Source organism: Sphingomonas sp. Leaf25, assembly GCF_001421635.1.
Taxonomy (GTDB): Bacteria; Pseudomonadota; Alphaproteobacteria; order Sphingomonadales; family Sphingomonadaceae; genus Sphingomonas.
Genome location: NZ_LMKU01000012.1, coordinates 134,584 through 151,707, shown reverse-complemented (window position 1 = coordinate 151,707; position 17,124 = coordinate 134,584). Strand labels below are relative to the sequence as shown.

Annotated in this window: 12 protein-coding genes; 1 reads left to right on the top strand and 11 read right to left on the bottom strand. The window is 68.6% G+C overall.

What is annotated here, in order from left to right:
• Positions 1 to 17 precede the first annotated feature (17 nt).
• The 3 genes from secA to ASE78_RS05320 all read right to left on the bottom strand — a co-directional run bounded on the left by secA (position 18) and on the right by ASE78_RS05320 (position 4,038).
• The gene (gene secA, locus ASE78_RS05330) at positions 18 to 2,765 is read right to left on the bottom strand and encodes a preprotein translocase subunit SecA (RefSeq protein WP_056494235.1); all 2,748 of its coding nucleotides are present in this window, start codon (positions 2,763 to 2,765) and stop codon (positions 18 to 20) included.
• A gap of 92 nt (positions 2,766 to 2,857) precedes the next feature.
• A complete protein-coding gene (locus ASE78_RS05325; protein WP_056494232.1) occupies positions 2,858 to 3,112 on the bottom strand; it encodes a hypothetical protein in 255 nt (84 codons plus the stop codon).
• Between the two features lie 95 nt (positions 3,113 to 3,207).
• Positions 3,208 to 4,038, bottom strand: coding sequence for an energy transducer TonB (locus tag ASE78_RS05320; RefSeq protein ID WP_082467027.1), 831 nt, complete (start codon positions 4,036 to 4,038; stop codon positions 3,208 to 3,210).
• Between the two features lie 32 nt (positions 4,039 to 4,070).
• Here ASE78_RS05320 and argJ point away from each other — a divergent pair, with 32 nt between their 5' ends.
• Positions 4,071 to 5,297, top strand: coding sequence for a bifunctional glutamate N-acetyltransferase/amino-acid acetyltransferase ArgJ (argJ, locus tag ASE78_RS05315; protein WP_055755773.1), 1,227 nt, complete (start codon positions 4,071 to 4,073; stop codon positions 5,295 to 5,297).
• Here argJ and ASE78_RS18570 read toward each other — a convergent pair.
• The 8 genes from ASE78_RS18570 to ASE78_RS05275 are packed head-to-tail and all read right to left on the bottom strand — an operon-like array spanning position 5,275 to position 17,123.
• Complete coding sequence (locus ASE78_RS18570) at positions 5,275 to 5,877, bottom strand: hypothetical protein (protein WP_156351296.1); 603 nt, start codon at positions 5,875 to 5,877, stop codon at positions 5,275 to 5,277. The two genes, argJ and ASE78_RS18570, sit on opposite strands and share 23 nt — an antisense overlap.
• Positions 5,877 to 6,200 carry a thioredoxin gene (trxA, locus tag ASE78_RS05305; RefSeq protein ID WP_055755769.1) on the bottom strand — a complete coding sequence of 108 codons (324 nt, stop codon included), beginning with the start codon at positions 6,198 to 6,200 and terminating at the stop codon, positions 5,877 to 5,879. Before trxA ends, ASE78_RS18570 begins: the two co-directional genes overlap by 1 nt.
• Before the next feature lie 49 nt (positions 6,201 to 6,249).
• Positions 6,250 to 9,678: a double-strand break repair helicase AddA gene (addA, locus tag ASE78_RS05300; RefSeq protein WP_056494223.1), complete on the bottom strand. Its 3,429-nt coding sequence runs from the start codon at positions 9,676 to 9,678 to the stop codon at positions 6,250 to 6,252.
• Complete coding sequence (gene addB, locus ASE78_RS05295; protein WP_056494220.1) at positions 9,665 to 12,634, bottom strand: double-strand break repair protein AddB; 2,970 nt, start codon at positions 12,632 to 12,634, stop codon at positions 9,665 to 9,667. The genes addA and addB overlap by 14 nt, the downstream gene beginning before the upstream one ends.
• Positions 12,627 to 13,382 (bottom strand): nucleotidyltransferase family protein, encoded by a 756-nt coding sequence (locus ASE78_RS05290; RefSeq protein WP_056494217.1) that lies wholly within the window; start codon positions 13,380 to 13,382, stop codon positions 12,627 to 12,629. The genes addB and ASE78_RS05290 overlap by 8 nt, the downstream gene beginning before the upstream one ends.
• On the bottom strand, positions 13,379 to 14,350 hold the full coding sequence (locus ASE78_RS05285) for an aminoglycoside phosphotransferase family protein (RefSeq protein WP_056494215.1): 972 nt from the start codon (positions 14,348 to 14,350) through the stop codon (positions 13,379 to 13,381). The genes ASE78_RS05290 and ASE78_RS05285 overlap by 4 nt, the downstream gene beginning before the upstream one ends.
• The gene (gene tsaE, locus ASE78_RS05280; RefSeq protein ID WP_056495211.1) at positions 14,335 to 14,778 is read right to left on the bottom strand and encodes a tRNA (adenosine(37)-N6)-threonylcarbamoyltransferase complex ATPase subunit type 1 TsaE; all 444 of its coding nucleotides are present in this window, start codon (positions 14,776 to 14,778) and stop codon (positions 14,335 to 14,337) included. Before tsaE ends, ASE78_RS05285 begins: the two co-directional genes overlap by 16 nt.
• Positions 14,778 to 17,123, bottom strand: coding sequence for a sensor histidine kinase (locus tag ASE78_RS05275; protein ID WP_056494212.1), 2,346 nt, complete (start codon positions 17,121 to 17,123; stop codon positions 14,778 to 14,780). The genes tsaE and ASE78_RS05275 overlap by 1 nt, the downstream gene beginning before the upstream one ends.
• Position 17,124 lies beyond the last annotated feature (1 nt).

Genomic DNA, 17,124 nt, shown 5'->3' with positions numbered 1-17,124 from the left:
CCGCCCCGCCCCCGTCCTCACGCCACCAGCGCGCCGTGGCAATGCTTGTACTTGCGCCCCGATCCGCACGGGCACGGCGCATTGCGGCTGACCCGCCCTTCCCAGCTTGCCGGATCGTCGCCCAATGCTTCCGCGTCGCCGATCGGCATCTGCAGCGTCGGCACATGCGTCGAGATCAATCCGCGCGTCGCCGCATCGATGTCCCAGGTGTCGTCCTCGCCGGTCAGCGGATCGATGTGCATCGTCAGGAAATCGGGCAGTTCGGGCAGTTCGGGCGGGGCGGCGAAATTGAAGTTCGCATGCGCCATCGTCCGCGTCACGTCCTCGCGAATGCCCGACAGCATCCGCTCGAACAGCGCGAACGCCTCCTGCTTATATTCGTTGATCGGCGTCTTCTGCGCATAGGCGCGCAGGTGGATCACCGCCCGCAGCGCGTCGAGCATCGCCAGATGCTCCTTCCAGTGATGGTCGAGCGTCTGGAGCAGGATCGACTTCTCGATCTGCGTCCAGCCCTCGGGATCGAGTTCGGCCGCCTTCTGGTCGACCAGCGCGTCGGCCTCGACGCGGACCCGCTCCTCGATCGTCTCGGCGTCAAGCCCGTCCTCGTTGGCGACCCAGTCGGCGACCGGCGCGTCGACGCCCAGCAGTTCCTGCGCCTGTTCGCGCAGACCTTCGACATTCCATTGTTCGGGATAGCTGTCGGGCGGCACCGCCGCGCCGACCACCGAATTGACGACCGCGTGACGCATGTCGATCACCACGTCGCCGACCGCATCGGCATCCATGATGTCGGCGCGCTGTTCGTAGATGACCTTGCGCTGGTCGTTCATCACGTCGTCATATTCGACAACCTGCTTGCGCACGTCATAGTTGCGCGCCTCGACCTTGCGCTGCGCTGTCTCGATCGCGCGGCTCAGCCACTTGCTGCCGATCGCCTCGCCGTCCTCGATGTTGTTGCGCATCATCTTGGCGAACAGCGTGTCCGGCCCGAAAATGCGCAGCAGATCGTCGTCGAGACACAGGTAGAAGCGCGACAGGCCCGGATCGCCCTGACGGCCCGAGCGGCCGCGCAACTGGTTGTCGATGCGGCGGCTCTCGTGCCGTTCGGTGCCGAGCACGAACAGGCCACCGGCGGCGAGCACCGCCTGTTTTTCCTCGATGATCTCGGCACGGATACGCGCGGCGACCGCGTCATATTCGCTGGTGCCCTCGACCAGATCGGGATGCTCGTCGAGCATGCGGAATTCGAGGTTGCCGCCCAACTGGATGTCGGTGCCGCGCCCGGCCATGTTGGTTGCGATCGTGACCGCGCCCAGCCGCCCGGCCTGCGCCACGATATGCGCTTCCATCTCGTGATAGCGCGCGTTCAGGACCTTGTGATCCACCTGCTCCTGCGTGAGAAAGTCGGAGAGCAGTTCGGACTTCTCGATCGAGACGGTGCCGACCAGCACCGGCTGCCCCTGCGAGGCATGGTCGCGGATCTTCTTGGCGATCGCCCGGAACTTGTCCTCGAGCGTCTTGTAGAACTCGTCTTCCTCGTCGACGCGGCGGACGGGAACGTTGGTCGGAATCGACACGACGTTCATCTTGTAGATGTCGAAGAATTCGGGCGCCTCGGTCGCCGCCGTGCCGGTCATGCCCGACAGCTTGGGATACATGCGGAAATAATTCTGGAAGGTGATCGATGCGAGTGTCTGGTTCTCCGGCTCGATCGTCACGCCTTCCTTGGCCTCGGTCGCCTGGTGCAGACCATCGGACCAGCGGCGGCCGTCCATCATGCGGCCAGTGAACTCGTCGATGATGACGACCTTGCCGTCCTTGACGATGTAATCGGTGTCGCGCTTGAACATGATGTTGGCGCGCAACGCCTGGTTGACGTGATGGACGACCTGCGTGTTCTCGAAATCATACAGGTTCGCGCCGATCAGCAGCCCGGCGTCCTCCAGCATCCGTTCGACCTTCTCGGTGCCGTCCTCGGTCAGCACGATCGACTTCTGCTTCTCGTCCTTCTCGTAATCGTCGGCCGACAGCCGCTGCACGACCTCGTTCACCGAACGGTACAGGTCCGACTTGTCATCGGTCGGACCCGAAATGATGAGCGGGGTGCGCGCCTCGTCGATCAGGATCGAATCGACCTCGTCGACGATCGCGAAGGCGAACGGCCGCTGCGTCATCGACGCGCGGTCGAACTTCATATTGTCGCGCAGGTAGTCGAAGCCGAACTCGTTGTTCGTGCCATAGGTGATGTCGCTGCCATAGGCGGCGCGCCGTTCACCGTCGCTCAGGTTCGGCACGATCACGCCGGTGGTGAGGCCGAGGAAGCCATAGACCCGGCCCATCTGCTCGGCATCGCGCCGCGCCAGATAGTCGTTGACCGTGACGACATGGACGCCGTCGCCGGGCAGCGCGTTGAGGTAACAGGCCAGCGTCGCGACCAGCGTCTTGCCCTCGCCGGTGCGCATCTCGGCGATCTCGCCACGGTGGAGCACGATGCCGCCGACCATCTGCACGTCGAAATGGCGCATGCCGAGCACCCGGCGCGACGCCTCGCGGACCGTCGCGAACGCTTCAGGGAGCAGCGAGTCGATCTTTTCGCCGTTCGCCAGCCGTTCGCGCAACTTCGGCGTCTGCGCCGCCAGATCCTCGTCGGACAATGCGGTCAACCGCGCTTCGAACTCGTTGATCTTGGTGACGATCGACCCGAGCGACTTGACGTACCGGTCGTTGGACGACCCGAACAGGGATTTGGCGAGACCACCGAACATGGGCTGGTATTCCTTGAAATGGCGAGCGCGCACCGCAACGGGTTCGGCGGCTGCGCGGAAATAACGGGAGGACGAAAGGCGCCGGGTACGCGCTATTCGTGGGTGCGCAGCGTCCGCGCGCGCACCGCGACATGCGGCGCGGGCGTCAAGAAAAGCGGCTGTGGATTGCGCAGCCATGGCTGATCGGGACGCGCGACGGCCATCGACGGTGCCTCGACGATCGCGACCGCGATCTGTCCAGCCACTGCCTGCGCCTGCGCCACCTGCCGCGCCTGAAGCGCGCCCACGCCCGGCAACAGGCCGGTCAGGCCCGTCAGCAGCGCGGAGAGAAACAGCAGCAAACGCAAGCAGGTCGTCCAGACGTTGTCGTTTTGCGACGGATGGCCGGTCGCACAGGCTCGAGACATAGGGAAGCGGTGGCCCCGCGTCCAGCCGGGGCGCGTCACTTCGCGGGCTGGAAGGCCATGCTGTAGGTCATCGTTGCATGACGGGCCGGCTGGTCCGGCTTCGGTTCGTAGGTCACCGGATAGGAGCAGGCGGCGATACCCGCCCCCCTCGACGACCGGCGTTGGCACGCCACAACCTTGCCCGTCGCATCCACGGTCAGCCTGTCGGTTTGCGAAAAATACGGCGGAATGTCGCTGGCCGCTCCGGTGGCCAGGTTCGGCGCAAGCCCTATGCCGTCCACCTCGAACACGTTGGATATCGTCAGCATACCGGGGCCGAAACTGGCCAGATCCATGGTGACGAAACCCGTATATTTTCCATCTTCCTGCAAGCAGGCATGGACACTCTCGCCCTTCCCGCCGCTTTCGCGCGTCTTACAATCGAGAATTGTCCCTTTCTCGCCAAGCTTCAAATGGATCACCACGGCGAAGGGCGACAGCGGCGACGCCTCGGCCGTCGGACTGCTCCATCTGATGCGCCGTTGAAACGTCGAGGCCACGGAATGCCCTTTGGCGTCCGTCGCCGGCGTGAACCGGCCCCGCTCCCGGATAACGCGACAACTGGTCGCATCCAGCGACGCAGACCCGCTCGATTGGGTAATCGTACAGCCGGTTATCGCTCCCTTCGCGTCGACGTCCATGCTCAATACGACCACGCCCGATTCGTTGGCTTTCAGCGCGTCGATGGGAAAATCGTCGTGCGTTACCCACGACGCCGGATCGATCGGCACCGGATCGGTCTGCGCCAGCACCCCGCCACCCCAACAAAGCGTTGCAACCGCCGCGCCCATGCGTAGGAACCGCCGCATATCCATCCCCTGCCCCATGTCCGGTGCAGGCTAGACCGGGACCCACGCCCATGTCGACTGCCACCTCCCCGCTCGCCACGCCGTTTCCCGCGCTGCCGCCGATCGGCGGGGTGACGCTGCGGGTCGCGCGCGCGCGCTACAAGACATGGGACCGCACCGACCTGACCTTCGCGACGCTGGCCGAGGGGACGGCAGTGGCCGGCGTGCTGACCAACAGCAAATGCCCCTCGCCCGAGGTCGAATGGTGCCGCCGGGCGCTGGTGCTGGGCCGCGCACGCGCGCTGGTGGTCAATGCCGGCAATTCGAACGCCTTCACCGGCGACCGCGGCCGTGCCGCCGTGGAGGCGATCGCCGCGCGCACCGCGCAGGCGGTCGGCTGCCAGCCGTCCGACGTGTTCGTCGCCTCGACCGGGGTGATCGGGGTGCCGTTGCCGATCGACAAGGCGGAGGCGGGACTCGACGCCGCCTTCGTCGCCAATCCGTGCGACTGGGAAGCGGCGGCCGAGACGATCGGCACCACCGACACCTTCACCAAGGGCGCGTTCGTCACCGCCAAGGTCGGCGACCGCACGGTGAAGCTGGCCGGCATCATCAAGGGGTCGGGGATGATCGCGCCCGACATGGCGACGATGCTCGGCTTCATTTTCACCGATGCGGCGGTCGATCCCGCCTTCCTGCAATCGGCGCTGGAAGCCGCCAATCGCCAGACCTTCTCGTGCATCACGGTCGACGGCGATACCTCGACCAGCGACACCGTGCTCGCCTTCGCAACCGGTGCGGCGGGCGGCGATCCGATCGCGTCGTTCGACGATGACGGCGCGGACGCGTTTGCCGCCGCACTGCACGACCTGTGCCGTCAACTCGCGCATCTGGTGGTCCGCGACGGCGAAGGCGCATCGAAGTTCATCGCCGTGACCGTCGAGGGGGCGAGCAGCGATGGCAGCGCCCACCGCATCGCGATGAGCATCGCCAATTCGCCGCTGGTCAAGACCGCCATCGCCGGCGAGGACGCCAACTGGGGCCGCGTGGTGATGGCGGTCGGCAAGGCGGGCGAGCCGGCCGAACGCGACAAGCTCGCGATCCGCTTCGGCACGACGCAAGTGGCCGAAGGCGGTCTTGCCGTCACCGGCTACGACGAAGCCCCGGTCGCCGCGCATCTCAAGGGGCAGGACATCGAGATCGGTGTGAACCTGAACCTCGGCGAAGGCCATGCGACGGTATGGACCTGCGACCTGACGCATGGCTACATCTCGATCAACGCCGATTACCGGAGTTGATCGTGCGTAGGTCGAAGGCATCGGGTAGATAGCCGTCGTAGGTCGCGAGCTGATCGGCCGATACCAGTCGATCGATCAGCACCATCCGACGGCTCATGCCCATATGGCCATAGCGTCCCGTTCGTTTGGGTTCCCGACCAACAAAGCGAACACGCCAGACCCGGGTCCGGCCATCGCCTTTGTCCGTCCGCTGCATTCCGACGAGCGGTTCGATGCGAAGGTCAGACCGTTCATCCATGCTGAACCAGATTCGGTGAACCTGGTCATATCGTCCGTTCAGCCTTTCCTGCGGCACAAACCGCTGGCCCTCGAACTCGTCGATATAGATGCCATCATAGGATTTGGGCGGCGCGAAGTCGTAGCAGCGACGGGCACCGATGAAGGCGTCAAATTCGAATGAGCCGTCTCGTTCGCGTTTCCAACATCTGGTGAGAGGATCGTTCCCGGTCAGGAACAGGACGCTTCGGTCGTACAGCGCTTTGACCGAAGGCCTTTGGGTTCGTGACGCCAACGCCACGACCAGACACGCCAAAACCAGAAGGGCGAAGATCGCGGAACCGATCTTCGCCCTTCGTGTCATCAGCCCAGTTCACCCTCGAGCCACGCCTTCAACTGGCTCTTGGGCCGCGCGCCGAGCAGGTCGGCGACCGGCTGGCCGTTCTTGAAGAGCTTGAGCAGCGGAATCGACTGGACGCCCATCGACCCGGCGATTTCGGGGTTGGCCATGATGTCGACCTTGGCGATCGTCACCTTGTCGCCCAGTTCGTCGGCGATCTCTTCGAGCGCCGGGGCGATCATCTTGCACGGCCCGCACCAGTCCGCCCAGAAATCGACCAGCACCGGCTTGTCGGATTGCAGCACGTCGGCGGAAAAGCTGGTGTCGGTCACGGTCTTGGTCGGCATGGGAAATTCTCCTTCTTGACCCCGTATCTATGGGCGGCGGCGTGCGACCTCAAGCTTCGCCCGCGTAGCTTTGTTCCCCCGCGCGATAGCCCGGCTTGTGACGGGCAAGCAGCGCGTCGGGCAACACGAACATCGTCGGCCCGGCGGTGTAGAGCAGCGCCGCCTCGATCGCATGGTCGGGAAAGATCACCGTCAGCGCGGCGGCATAGGCCGCCATCTGCTTGAGATGATAGACCGGAATGTCCTCGATCGACGCGGGCACCCGCCGCCCGGTCTTGAAATCGACCACGCGGACCCGCGTGTCGCCGATGCACAGCCGGTCGACGGTGCCGGCAACCACGTCGCCGCCGGGCAACGCGGCGGCGATCGGCGCTTCGGCCAGCGCATCGGGGCCGAACAGGTCGGCGAACTGCGGATCGTCGAGGATCGCCATCGCGTCGCGCGTCATCCGTCGGCGCAGGCCGGCATCGCTCACCCCCGCCGCCCCGGCCAGCCAGCGCTCGGCCGCATCGGCACGCGCGTCGCGCGGCAGGTCGGGCAGGCGTTCGAACAACTGGTGGAGCAGCCGCCCGCGCTCCGCCGCCGCGCGCATCGTCGCCGATGGCGGCGGATCGGCCACCTCATCCTCGCCCAGCGCTGACGGGGCCAGCGGGCGCGATGGCCGCGCCTCGCGCGGGGCGGGCACATGCAGCCAGTCGGGAACGGCAGCCATGCCGGGCCGGCTCGCGGCACGCCGCAGCCGCGCGGGGGCTGGCGCTTCGTCGCGCGTGCCGGTGAACACCCGCTCGCCGTCCTGCTCCGCCGCGCCCAGCGAATCGAATGCCGCCGCCGCCGCGCTGTACCAACTGAGCGCCGGCGGAATGCCGGCGCATTGGGCCGAGGGTGCGCCGGCGATCACCAGCCGTTCCTCGGCACGAGTCGCCGCGACATAGAACAGCCGCCAATGTTCCTGAAGCTCGCGCGCGTCGACCGCCGCAGCGGCATCGTCGACCGGCGTGCCGAGTTCGGCGGGACGCGGACGAAACACCGGAAACGCCTCGCCATCGTGACCATCAGGGCGCCAACGGATGATGTCGCGCCGACTTTTGGCGGGATCGATCGCGGCATCCGCCAGCAACACCAGCGGTGCCTGCAACCCCTTGGAGCCATGCGCGGTCATTACCCGCACCGCGCCGCCCGCCGCACCTGCGTCGCGCTTGATCTCCACCTCGCCCCGGTCGAACCATTCGACGAAGCGTTGCAGCGACGGCGTCGCCACCGCCTCGAATGACAGCGCGGCATTGAGCAATTCGTCGATCGGGTCGTGCGCTTCCGCGCCCAGCCGCGCGACCAGCCGCCGCCGCCCGTCCAGCTCGCCCGACAGGATTTCCTCGAGGAAGCGATAGGGCGTGGTGAAATCGGCACGGCGCAGGATGCGCGACAACGGCTCGACCGCCTCGCTGTCGCGCTGGCGCAGGTGCCGCCACAGGCTCCCGCCCTCGCGCAGCGCGCCGGCCAGCAACTGCTCCTGCGTCCAGCCGATCAGCGGCGACACCAGCAAATTGGCGAGACTAAGGTCGTCGTCGGGCTGGAGCGCGAAGCGGATCGCCGCCAGCAGATCCTGCACCGCCAGCGGCGCGTCGAGCCGCAGCCGGTCGACGCCCGCCACCGGCACTCCCTCGGCATACAGGCGCGCGACGATCAGCGAGGCGAGGTCGCCGCGGCGCTTCACCAGCACCATCACGTCGCCCGCATCCAGCATCCGCCCTTTCGACGCCAGCGGCAGCGTGCCGATCCAGCCCTTGATCGCCCGCGCGATGTCGCGGGCAATGACGCGGGTCGAATCGTCGATCCAGCCTTCCTCGTCGTCGCCCGCCGCCTCGACCACGGTCGGCGCCCACAGCGTTACGCTGCCCGGCCCCGGCACTTCGCTGGCGTGCGCCTCTGGCCGGTCGATCCCCATGCCGTTGCCCGGCAAGGCGGCAATCGCCGCGTCGACGAATTCCAGCACCGGCCGCGTCGTGCGGAAGCTGTGCGTCAGCGACAGCGTATCCAGCTCGCGGGCAGCGCCATGATAGCCCGGCGGCAGTTCGGCACGGCGCGTGAAGTCCCGGTGCGCCGCCTCGAAGAAGATCGGATCGGTGCCTTGGAAACCGAAGATCGCCTGTTTGTAATCGCCGACGACGAACAGCGTCCGCATTCCCGCCGCGCGCACCGCGTCGCCGCTGAAATATTCCTCCACCAACGACCGGACGATCGCCCATTGCTGGGGATTGGTGTCCTGCGCCTCGTCGATCAGGACATGCTCGGTCGTCTGGTCGAGCTTGAAGCGCACCCACTCGCCGATGCCGGGTTGCGCCAGCAGCTTCAACGTCTCGCGGATCAGGTCGTCGAAATCGACCCCGCCGACACGGCGCTTGGCGCGGGCATAGGCATCGGCATAGGCCCGCCCCGCCTCCAGCGCGCCGGCCAGCGCATCGGCATAGCCCGCCTGTCCGCGCAGCGCGATCAGTTCGGCGGCGCGCGTGCCCACCCCGGTCGCCAGTTCGTCGTGATCGGGTTCGGCGGCCAGCACCTTGGGCTTGGCGACTTTCAGCGTATCCTTCTGGGTAAAGAACATCGCGCGGACCTCGTCCAGCCGCCGCGCGCGATCCTGCGGCGGCGACGCCAGCCAGTCGAGGATCGCGCCCGACAGTTTCGTCCCGGTCGGCGTTCCCCATGCCCGGTTGGCGGCGGCAAGCCGTTCGAGCGCGTCGGTATCGAAGGCGTCGTCGCTGCATTCGCTCGCGATCACCTGCTCGATGTCGCCCATCGGCAGATCGAACGCGCGGCGGAGGAACGGCTGAATGCCGCTCGACAGTTCCGCCATCGCCTGCGGCTGCCTCGCACATTCGCGCAGATACGCCTCGGCCGCGCCCTCGCCCATGCGCAGGCTCATCGCCGCGATCGCATCGCCGATCCGTGTCGATCCGCCGCGCTGTTCCGCGACCAGCAATTCGGCCAGCGCCTCGCGCGCCATGCCCGCTTCCTCGCGCGCCTCCAGCGGACGGAAGCCCGGCACCAGCCCCGCCTCGACCGGGAAGCCGGCGAGCAGGCTCTGACAGAAGCCGTGGATCGTCTGGATCCGCACGCCGCCGCCCGGCGCATCGAGCACCCGCGCGAACAGCGTCCGCGCGCGCGCGATCAGCGCGTCGTCGTTCACATCCTCGCCCAGCGCGAACAGATCGAACTTCAATTCCTCGCGCGGCAACCGTACCCAGCGGGCGAGGCGCGAGGAAATCCGCTCGGCCATCTCGGCCGCGCCCGCCTTGGTAAAGGTCAGGCACAGGATCGCGGCGGGATCGACGCCGCGCAACAGCAGCCGGAACACCCGCGCCGACAGGACGTGCGTCTTGCCGGTCCCCGCCGAGGCGGAGAGCCACACATGGCGATGCGGATCGCTCGCCGCCGCCTGATCGTCCTTCAGACGCTGGAGCGCCTTTACCTCACTCACGGCCATACCATTCGTCACGACGCATCAACTGGTCATACTCGGCATAGGGGGCGTGTTCGGGCACCAGCTTGGCGACGAACGCCTCGTCGCCAGTCAGGAACCGCCCGACCGCTTCCTCGAAATGCCGCTTCGCCAGCGCGACGAAGTCGGCGGTCGCCACCTTCCTGCCACCCGAACCATCCGCCGATACCGGAGTCGCCATCTTGCCGAAGCGGTCCTTGTCCTTGGTCAGCGACCAATATTCGAACGCCGCCGCCGTGCCCGTGATCCGCGGGAACGCCCCGCGCTCGGCCATCAGCCCCAACAGACCGAGTTGCAGGCTGTATCCTGCCGCTACTGCCTTCGCGCTCGGTGCCTTGCCGGTCTTGTAGTCGATGATCGCCAGCGTGCCGTCCGCCGCCCGGTCGATCCGGTCGGCCTTGCCGGTCAGCTCCACCCCGGCGATCTCCAGCCGGCCCGCCGCCTCGACACCGATGACGCTGCGCCCCTCGGCCAGCTTCTCGTGGGTGAACGCGGCCACCCAGTCGATTGCCTCGCGCAACCGTGGCACCCACAAGGCACGCAACAGCGGATGGGTGCGCGGATCGTCGCGCAGCGCCTCCAGCCGGCGGTGCAGCTTGGCCGGGTCCAGCCCGTCCTCGACCGCCCAATGCTCCAGCACGCCATGCACCGCCGTGCCGCGCCACGCCGCGCTCGGATCGGCATCGACCGCGTCGAGCGGCACCAGCCGCAACATCCGCCGCGCATAAAAGGCATAAGGATCGGCCTTCAACCGGTCCACTTCCGTCACCGAAATCCGCCGGGGCCGGAGCGCCACCGGCGGCCGTGGTGCCGGGCGCAGCGCGGCGGCGAACGCCGCCGGCGTATCGATCGCCCGCGCCCAGTCGCGCAACGCGCCCGCCCGTTCCAGCCCCTCGTCGAGCGCCTGCAACCGCAGCCACAGCCGCGATGCGATCGTCGGCGCGGTCGCATCGCGCGCCGCCCGCGTCAGCACCACCTCGCGCCCACCCAATGCCGCCGCGAAATCGAACGCCGACAGCCCGATCCGCCGATCGAGACCGGCCAGCCCCAGTTCCTGCCGGATGCGCGGCGCCAGCCACGGATCGGGCGCGGGCAGCGCGGGCCACACCCCCTCGTTCAACCCGCCCAGGATCATCAGGTCGGCGCTCTGCAACCGCGCTTCGAGTAGCCCGAGGATCGCCAGCCGGGGATGCGCGCCCTGCGCCGGCCGCACCGCCACCTCGTCCAGCAGCAACCGCAGCAGCATCGGCAACGCCGCCGGATCGATCACCGGCGGCCCGAGCGACGCCTGCGCCTCCAGCTCGGCGATGCGTTCCGCCGCGCCGCGCCCTTCGGGCCGCCGCCACGCCGCATCGCCCGCCAGCGCGGTCGCGCTCTCGCGCACCACCGCCAGCAGATCGGCCAGCGGCTGCGGACCGCCGGCAAAGGCGCGCGCCAGCGGCGTCAGCAACACCCGCGCCTCTTCCCAGAACGGCAGCGCCGCCGCGCGGATCGCCGCGTCGCGCGGATCGCCCTCGCTCAGATGCCGGTCGATGCCCGCCAGTCCCGCCGCCGGGCGCGGCCCCCTGAGCGCGCGGTCGAGCCGGCGTACCCCGTCGAGCCAGCCGATCCGGTCGCCGTCCTGTCGCACCAGCGGATGCTTGAGCAGCGCCAACAGCGCGACCGGCGCGAACCCCTGTGTCGCCGCCTCGACCAGCGCGAGCAGCAGCGTGCCCGGTGCCATCAGCGACAGCGGCTGCCCCGCCGAATCGTCGATCGCGATGTCCCACCGCGCCATGTGCGCCGCCACCCGGCGCGCCAGCGTCCGGTCGGGCGTCACCAGCGCGGCGGTGCGCGCCGGCGTCTCCAATGCCTCGCGCAGCGCGATGGCAATCGCCTGTGCTTCCTCGGCCGGGGTGGCGAGTTCGACCATCCGCACCCCCGACAGCCGCCGGTCGGCGGGCGGTACGTCGATCCAGTGGTGGGTACGATCGGCCGGGGCCAGCGCGGTGGCGATCGCCCGGCTGCGCGTCGGTGTCGCGTCATGCTCGCTCGCCGCCTGCCAGCGCAGGAATTCGTGCCGGCCGACCCGCATCCGGTCGAGCAGCAGCTTGAGGTGAAACTGCGGATGCGTTTCGATCGATCGCTTGCGCCGCCCCGTCACCGGATCGGGTTCATGCGGCCCGAGCGACGCCCATTCGCCGTCGTCCATCGCGGTATCGAGGCCGGGCAGCACCACCATGCCGCGCTCCATCCCCGCGATACAGCGCAGCAACTGCGCCACGGCGGGCGCATTGGTGGTGATGCCCGCCGAACAGACGAACCCGCGCGGCGGCGTGGCGGTCCAGCGGGCGCACAGCCGCCGCAACAGCAATGTGCGCCGCTCGGCCATGTCGATCTGCCCCAGCGCCGCCAGTTCGTGCGGCCAGCGATCGAGGACGATGCGGAACAGTTCGAGCGAGCGTTCCCAATGCGCCGACAGCGATTCATCGACGTCGAGCGTGGCCAGCCGCGCCGGATCGACCTCCTCGACCAGCAACTGGTCGAGCGTGTTGGCGAGATCGCCCGCCAGCCGCATCGCCTCCGCCCCGTCGACCGGGCGACCGGCGCGCGTCCGCTCCTCGCTGACCAGCCGGGCGAGGATCATCCGCCTTGCCAGCGGATCGACCGCCGGCGGCACCGGTTCGGGCGCGTCGGCCGGATCGGCGAAGGCCCCGGCGGCTTCCTCGACTTCTGGATCGCCGATCGCGACCAGTCGGGGGAGCAGCAACCCGCCGCCGCTCGCGCGGACGAACGCTTCCTGCACCGTCCGCTTGGCGCGGTTGGTCGGCACCAGCACCACGCCCTGCGCCAGCCGCATCCGGTCGCCACCAAAGCGCCGGATCAGCCCGACCGCCAGCGCATCGGCGAACGCCCGATGGATCGGGATGGTATAGAGGTTGAGGCGCTTCGCCTCAGCCATCGGCGAGGACTGCCTCGGTATAGGGGATCGCCGCCGGCGTGCCGACATCGAACCACAGCCCCTGATGCACCGCGCCGAACGCGCGGCCCGCCTCGATCGCGCGGTTCCAGAACAGGTTCGTGGAGAACGCGCCTTCGGGCCAGTCGGCAATCACCCGCGGCGACAATATCTGCACCCCGGTGAACACGAACGGCGCCAGCCGCCCCGGCTTGCGCCGCCCGGTGATCCGCCCCAGCGCGTCGAGGTGAAAATCGCCCTGTCCGCCGTGGCTCTGCGCCTGCGCCAGCGGCACCAACAGCAGCAGCGCATCCATCGTCGCGTCATCCCACAGCGCGCTCAACAACCGGATCGAATCGATCGGCCCGTCGACCCACAGATTGTCGCTGTTGACGCAGACGAACGGCTTGTCCCCGATCAGCTCACGCGCCTGCACCAGCCCGCCGCCGGTTTCCAGCAACCGGCCCCGCTCGTCGGACACCGCGATGTCGATGCCCTTCACCCGATGCCTGAGGTGCGCTTCCATTGCATCGGCAAGGTAGTGGACGTTCACCACCGCACGCTGCACGCCCGCCGCGCGCAGCCGGTCGAACACATGGTCGATCAGCGGCTTGCCCGCGACCTCGACCAGCGGCTTGGGCCGCATCGCGGTGAGCGGGCGCATGCGCTTGCCCAGCCCCGCTGCCATCACCATCGCGGTTTCGGGCACCGCTGCCTGCGGATTGGGGCGGATCGAACGAAGCGTGGTCATGCGATTTCCTGTGGATTCCCGCGCCGGTCCGCCGGGATATTGTCGTCGAACCAGCGCCGCAGTTCCCCTAGCGCCGGGTGCCGCAGATCGCGCTCCAGATAGGCCCAGACGCGCGGGCACAGCGCGCCATAGCGCAGCTTGCCGTCGCGCCGCCACAACCGGGTGAAGATGCCGAGAATCTTGGCGTTCCGCTGCGCGCCGAACAGGTGATAGGCGGCGTCGAACCCCTCGCCCGCCCCGGTCGCGGCGCGGTAGCGCGCGAGCATTGCCGCCTCGATCGCCGGGCTGACGTCGCGCCGGGCATCCTGCAACAACGACATCAGGTCATAGGCGGGATGCCCCGCCAGCGCGTCCTGAAAATCGAGCAGCCCCAGCCGGCCGTCGGCGAGCAGCATCAGATTTTCGGCATGATAGTCGCGCAGTACGGTCGTGACCGGCATCGGTTCCAGCGCGTCGAACGCGCGGTCCCATGCCGCGCGATACCCCGCCGCATCGACGGTCAGGTTCAGCGCGCCGCAATACCATTCGATCATCAGATCGGCTTCGCGCAGGATGAAGGCACGGTCGTAGGGCGGAACCGGCGCTGCCTCATGCTGCTGCAACCGCAGCAACTGGTCGACCGCCGCCGCATAAAGCTCACCCTCGCGCGCCGGTGCGGTGTCGAGCGCCTCGCGCATCCGGTCGTCACCGAAATCCTCGACCAGCATGAACCCGGCGTCGGGATCGTCGGTGAGGATCGCTGGCGCGGGAAAGCCCCGTGTCGTCAGCCATGCCGCCACCCCCGCGAACTTGCGCGTGTCCTCAGGCGGCGGTGCGTCCATCAGCACCGCGCTGCGCGCGCCGTCCTCGACCCGGTAATAGCGCCGGAACGACGCATCGACCGCGAGCGGCAGGACGCGCGCATTCCCCCAGCCAGCGGCGGTCAGGAAAGCGGATGCCGCATCGCGCGGGTTCAGATCAGCGGCCATCGGTGTTCCCAAGCGGGCGGCACTCGCGCTGTCAAGCTGCGCCCTCCGCCATCGGCGAACGCCAGCGTCAGCCACAGCGCATCGTCCCATTGCGCATCGGGCAACCGCTCGGGCCATTCGATCAGCAACACCGCCGTATCGCGCGCCTCGTCCAGCCCCAGTTCGACGACCTCGCCCGGTGATTCGATGCGGTACAGGTCGACATGCAGCACGCTGATGCCGACTTCGGGCGGATCATAGGGCTGGACGATCGCGAAACTGGGCGACGGTGCCTCACCCTCCAGCCCCAGCCCCGCCAGCACGCCCCGCGCCAGACTGGTCTTGCCCGCGCCGAGCGGCCCCGACAGCGCCACGACATCGCCCGCCCGCACCAGCTTCGCCAGCCGCTCGCCCAGCGCGAGCATCGCCGCCTCGTCCGCCAGCAGCATCATGGTTCGCGCGGCAGGTCGATCGTGACCAATGTCCCCACGCCCTTCTCCGATACCAGTTCGATCGTCCCGCCATGCGCCTCGACCGCCTGCCGGGCGAGCGGCAGGTCGACGCTCAGCGCGCGTTCGCCGACCCGCGACGCGCCGGCCTGCGCGAACCGGTCGAACGCGCGCGCCACCGCCTCGGGCGACATGCCGGGGCCATCGTCGGACACCACGATCCGCACCCGCGCCGCATCGCCGTCGATATGCAGCAGCACGCGCCCACCGGGCCTAAGCCCGGTGATCGCATGGTCGAGCAGATGCCCCATCGCCTGCCGCAGCCGCCGCGCATCGCCCAGCATCACGCCGGCCGACGGCGCGATCTCGCTCACCAGTTCGATGCCCCGCGCCTGCGCATCGCCCTGCACCGCCTCGACCGCCTGTCCCGCGATCAGTTTCAGCGGCACCGTCGCCCGCGCGATCGGCGCGGTTTCGTTGGCGGTCAGGTCGAGCGTGTCGTCGATCAGCCCGCTCAACCGTTCGACCGATTCGAGGATCGCGTCGGTATAGCGTCCGCCATCCTCGCTCAGTGTGCCGGCATAGCCGCCCTGCAACATCTCGGCGAACCCCTTGATCGAGGTCAGCGGCGTGCGCAGTTCGTAGCTCATCGACGCGACGAACGCGGTCTTCACTCGGTCCGCCGCCTCCAGCGCTTCGTTACGATCGCGCAGCGCCTGTTCGACGCGGCGGCTGTCGGAAATGTCGAGCATCGTCAGCAACGCATTGCCATCGGGCAGCGGCACCGCGCCGAATTCATAATGCCGCCCGTCGGCCATCGCAAACCGGCCCGATCGCTGCATCCGCTGTTGCGTGGCGAAGCGCACCAGTTCGGGGATCAGCGTCGCCCGCCCCGGATTGGCAAGGCTGTCCGCCACCCGTTCGGCCAGCGCATCCACGCGCGGATGGCTGTCGAGAAACGCATCGTCCAGCCCCCATACCTGCCGGAACTTGGCGTTCCAGATCTGGAGGCGCCCGTCGGCGGCGAACACGCCCAGCGCCTCGAACAGATTGTCGAACGTCGCGGTCCGCACGCGCAGCAGCGTGTCGCGCGCGCTGGCCAGTTGCACCTGTTCGGTGCGATCCTCGAAGATCAGCAGCAACCCGCCCTCGGGCAGCGGCTGCGCCACGACGCGCAGGTGCGTGCCGCCGGGCAGATGCCATTGTTCCTCGATAGCGCCTTCGGCCGCGCGGAACCAGTCGCGCCGCTCGGCCTTCCAGCCGGGAAAGTCGCGCACTTCGGGCAGGCGCTTGGCCTCGCGCATCCGCTCCAGCACCCGGTCGAACTCGGGGCGGTCGGCAAGCCATTCGGGGCGCATCGCAAAGGTGCGCCGGAACGGCTGGTTGCAGAATTCCAGCGTACGGTCGGCGGAGAATTGCGCGACCCCCGCCGACAGCCGGTCGAGCATCGATCGCTGCGCATCGCGCGCGCGCTTCAATCCGCCACGCGCCTCCTCGATCTCGTGGACGTCGATCGCGAAGCCGCCGGTGCCGCCATCGCGCAAGGGGGTATCGTGAACGCGCAGCATCCGCCGCGCACCACCGATCGTCGCCGGCATCGCCGCCGCCTGCGGCTGTCCGGTATCGCGCGCGATCGACGCGCTGGCGAGCGGTCCGCCAAGGCCGACACCCTCGACCAGCTCGACCTGCCGCCCGATCACCTCCGACGCATCGGCGGCATCGACCGCGCGGACATAGGCGGTGTTGACCATCGCCAGACGCAGCGTGTCGTCGCGATACCACATCGGGATCGGCGCGGCTTCGATCAGGCTGGAGAGCGCCTCGAACGCCGCGCGATATTCCTCGGCCTCATGGCCCAGCGTCGCGATCTCGTCGTGAAATTCGGTCGCGTCGAAGAACCATACCAGCACCCCACCGGGCGCATGGAGTTCGTCGGGCGCGCGGTCGCCGATCGCGAACAGCGAGCGCGCGGATCCGGTCGCGCGGACGACGGTACGGAACGGCCGCCCCCCGCGCTGCGCGGCGGTGATCGCCTCGACCAGCCGGTCGGCGCTACCCGGCTCCAGCCCGTCCTCGCCGCCCGACAGGTCGCCGAGCATCGCCGGCATCGCCGCATGGCCCAGCCGATCGGCCAGCGGCTGCGATAGATACAGCCGCCCGTCGGCGCGCACGATCATCGACAGCGCGGGCGATGCCGCCAGCGTCGCCTGAAGCGAATCGAACAGCGCCGCCTGCGCCCGGCCGGCGCGGGCGGCGGCCAGCCCGCGCCACAACGCCCAGCCGGCGACCGCCACCAACACCGCCAGCACGACGCCGCACAGGATATTGACGAGCAGGGGCGTCATG

Coding starts and splice junctions, on each gene's coding strand:
- ASE78_RS18570 (WP_156351296.1), bottom strand. CDS start 5,877: ATGACACGAAGGGCGAAGATCGGTTCCGCGATCTTCGCCCTTCTGGTT.
- ASE78_RS05275 (WP_056494212.1), bottom strand. CDS start 17,123: ATGACGCCCCTGCTCGTCAATATCCTGTGCGGCGTCGTGCTGGCGGTG.
- addB (WP_056494220.1), bottom strand. CDS start 12,634: ATGGCTGAGGCGAAGCGCCTCAACCTCTATACCATCCCGATCCATCGG.
- addA (WP_056494223.1), bottom strand. CDS start 9,678: ATGGCCGTGAGTGAGGTAAAGGCGCTCCAGCGTCTGAAGGACGATCAG.
- ASE78_RS05285 (WP_056494215.1), bottom strand. CDS start 14,350: ATGGCCGCTGATCTGAACCCGCGCGATGCGGCATCCGCTTTCCTGACC.
- tsaE (WP_056495211.1), bottom strand. CDS start 14,778: ATGCTGCTGGCGGACGAGGCGGCGATGCTCGCGCTGGGCGAGCGGCTG.
- trxA (WP_055755769.1), bottom strand. CDS start 6,200: ATGCCGACCAAGACCGTGACCGACACCAGCTTTTCCGCCGACGTGCTG.
- secA (WP_056494235.1), bottom strand. CDS start 2,765: ATGTTCGGTGGTCTCGCCAAATCCCTGTTCGGGTCGTCCAACGACCGG.
- ASE78_RS05290 (WP_056494217.1), bottom strand. CDS start 13,382: ATGACCACGCTTCGTTCGATCCGCCCCAATCCGCAGGCAGCGGTGCCC.
- argJ (WP_055755773.1), top strand. CDS start 4,071: ATGTCGACTGCCACCTCCCCGCTCGCCACGCCGTTTCCCGCGCTGCCG.
- ASE78_RS05320 (WP_082467027.1), bottom strand. CDS start 4,038: ATGGGGCAGGGGATGGATATGCGGCGGTTCCTACGCATGGGCGCGGCG.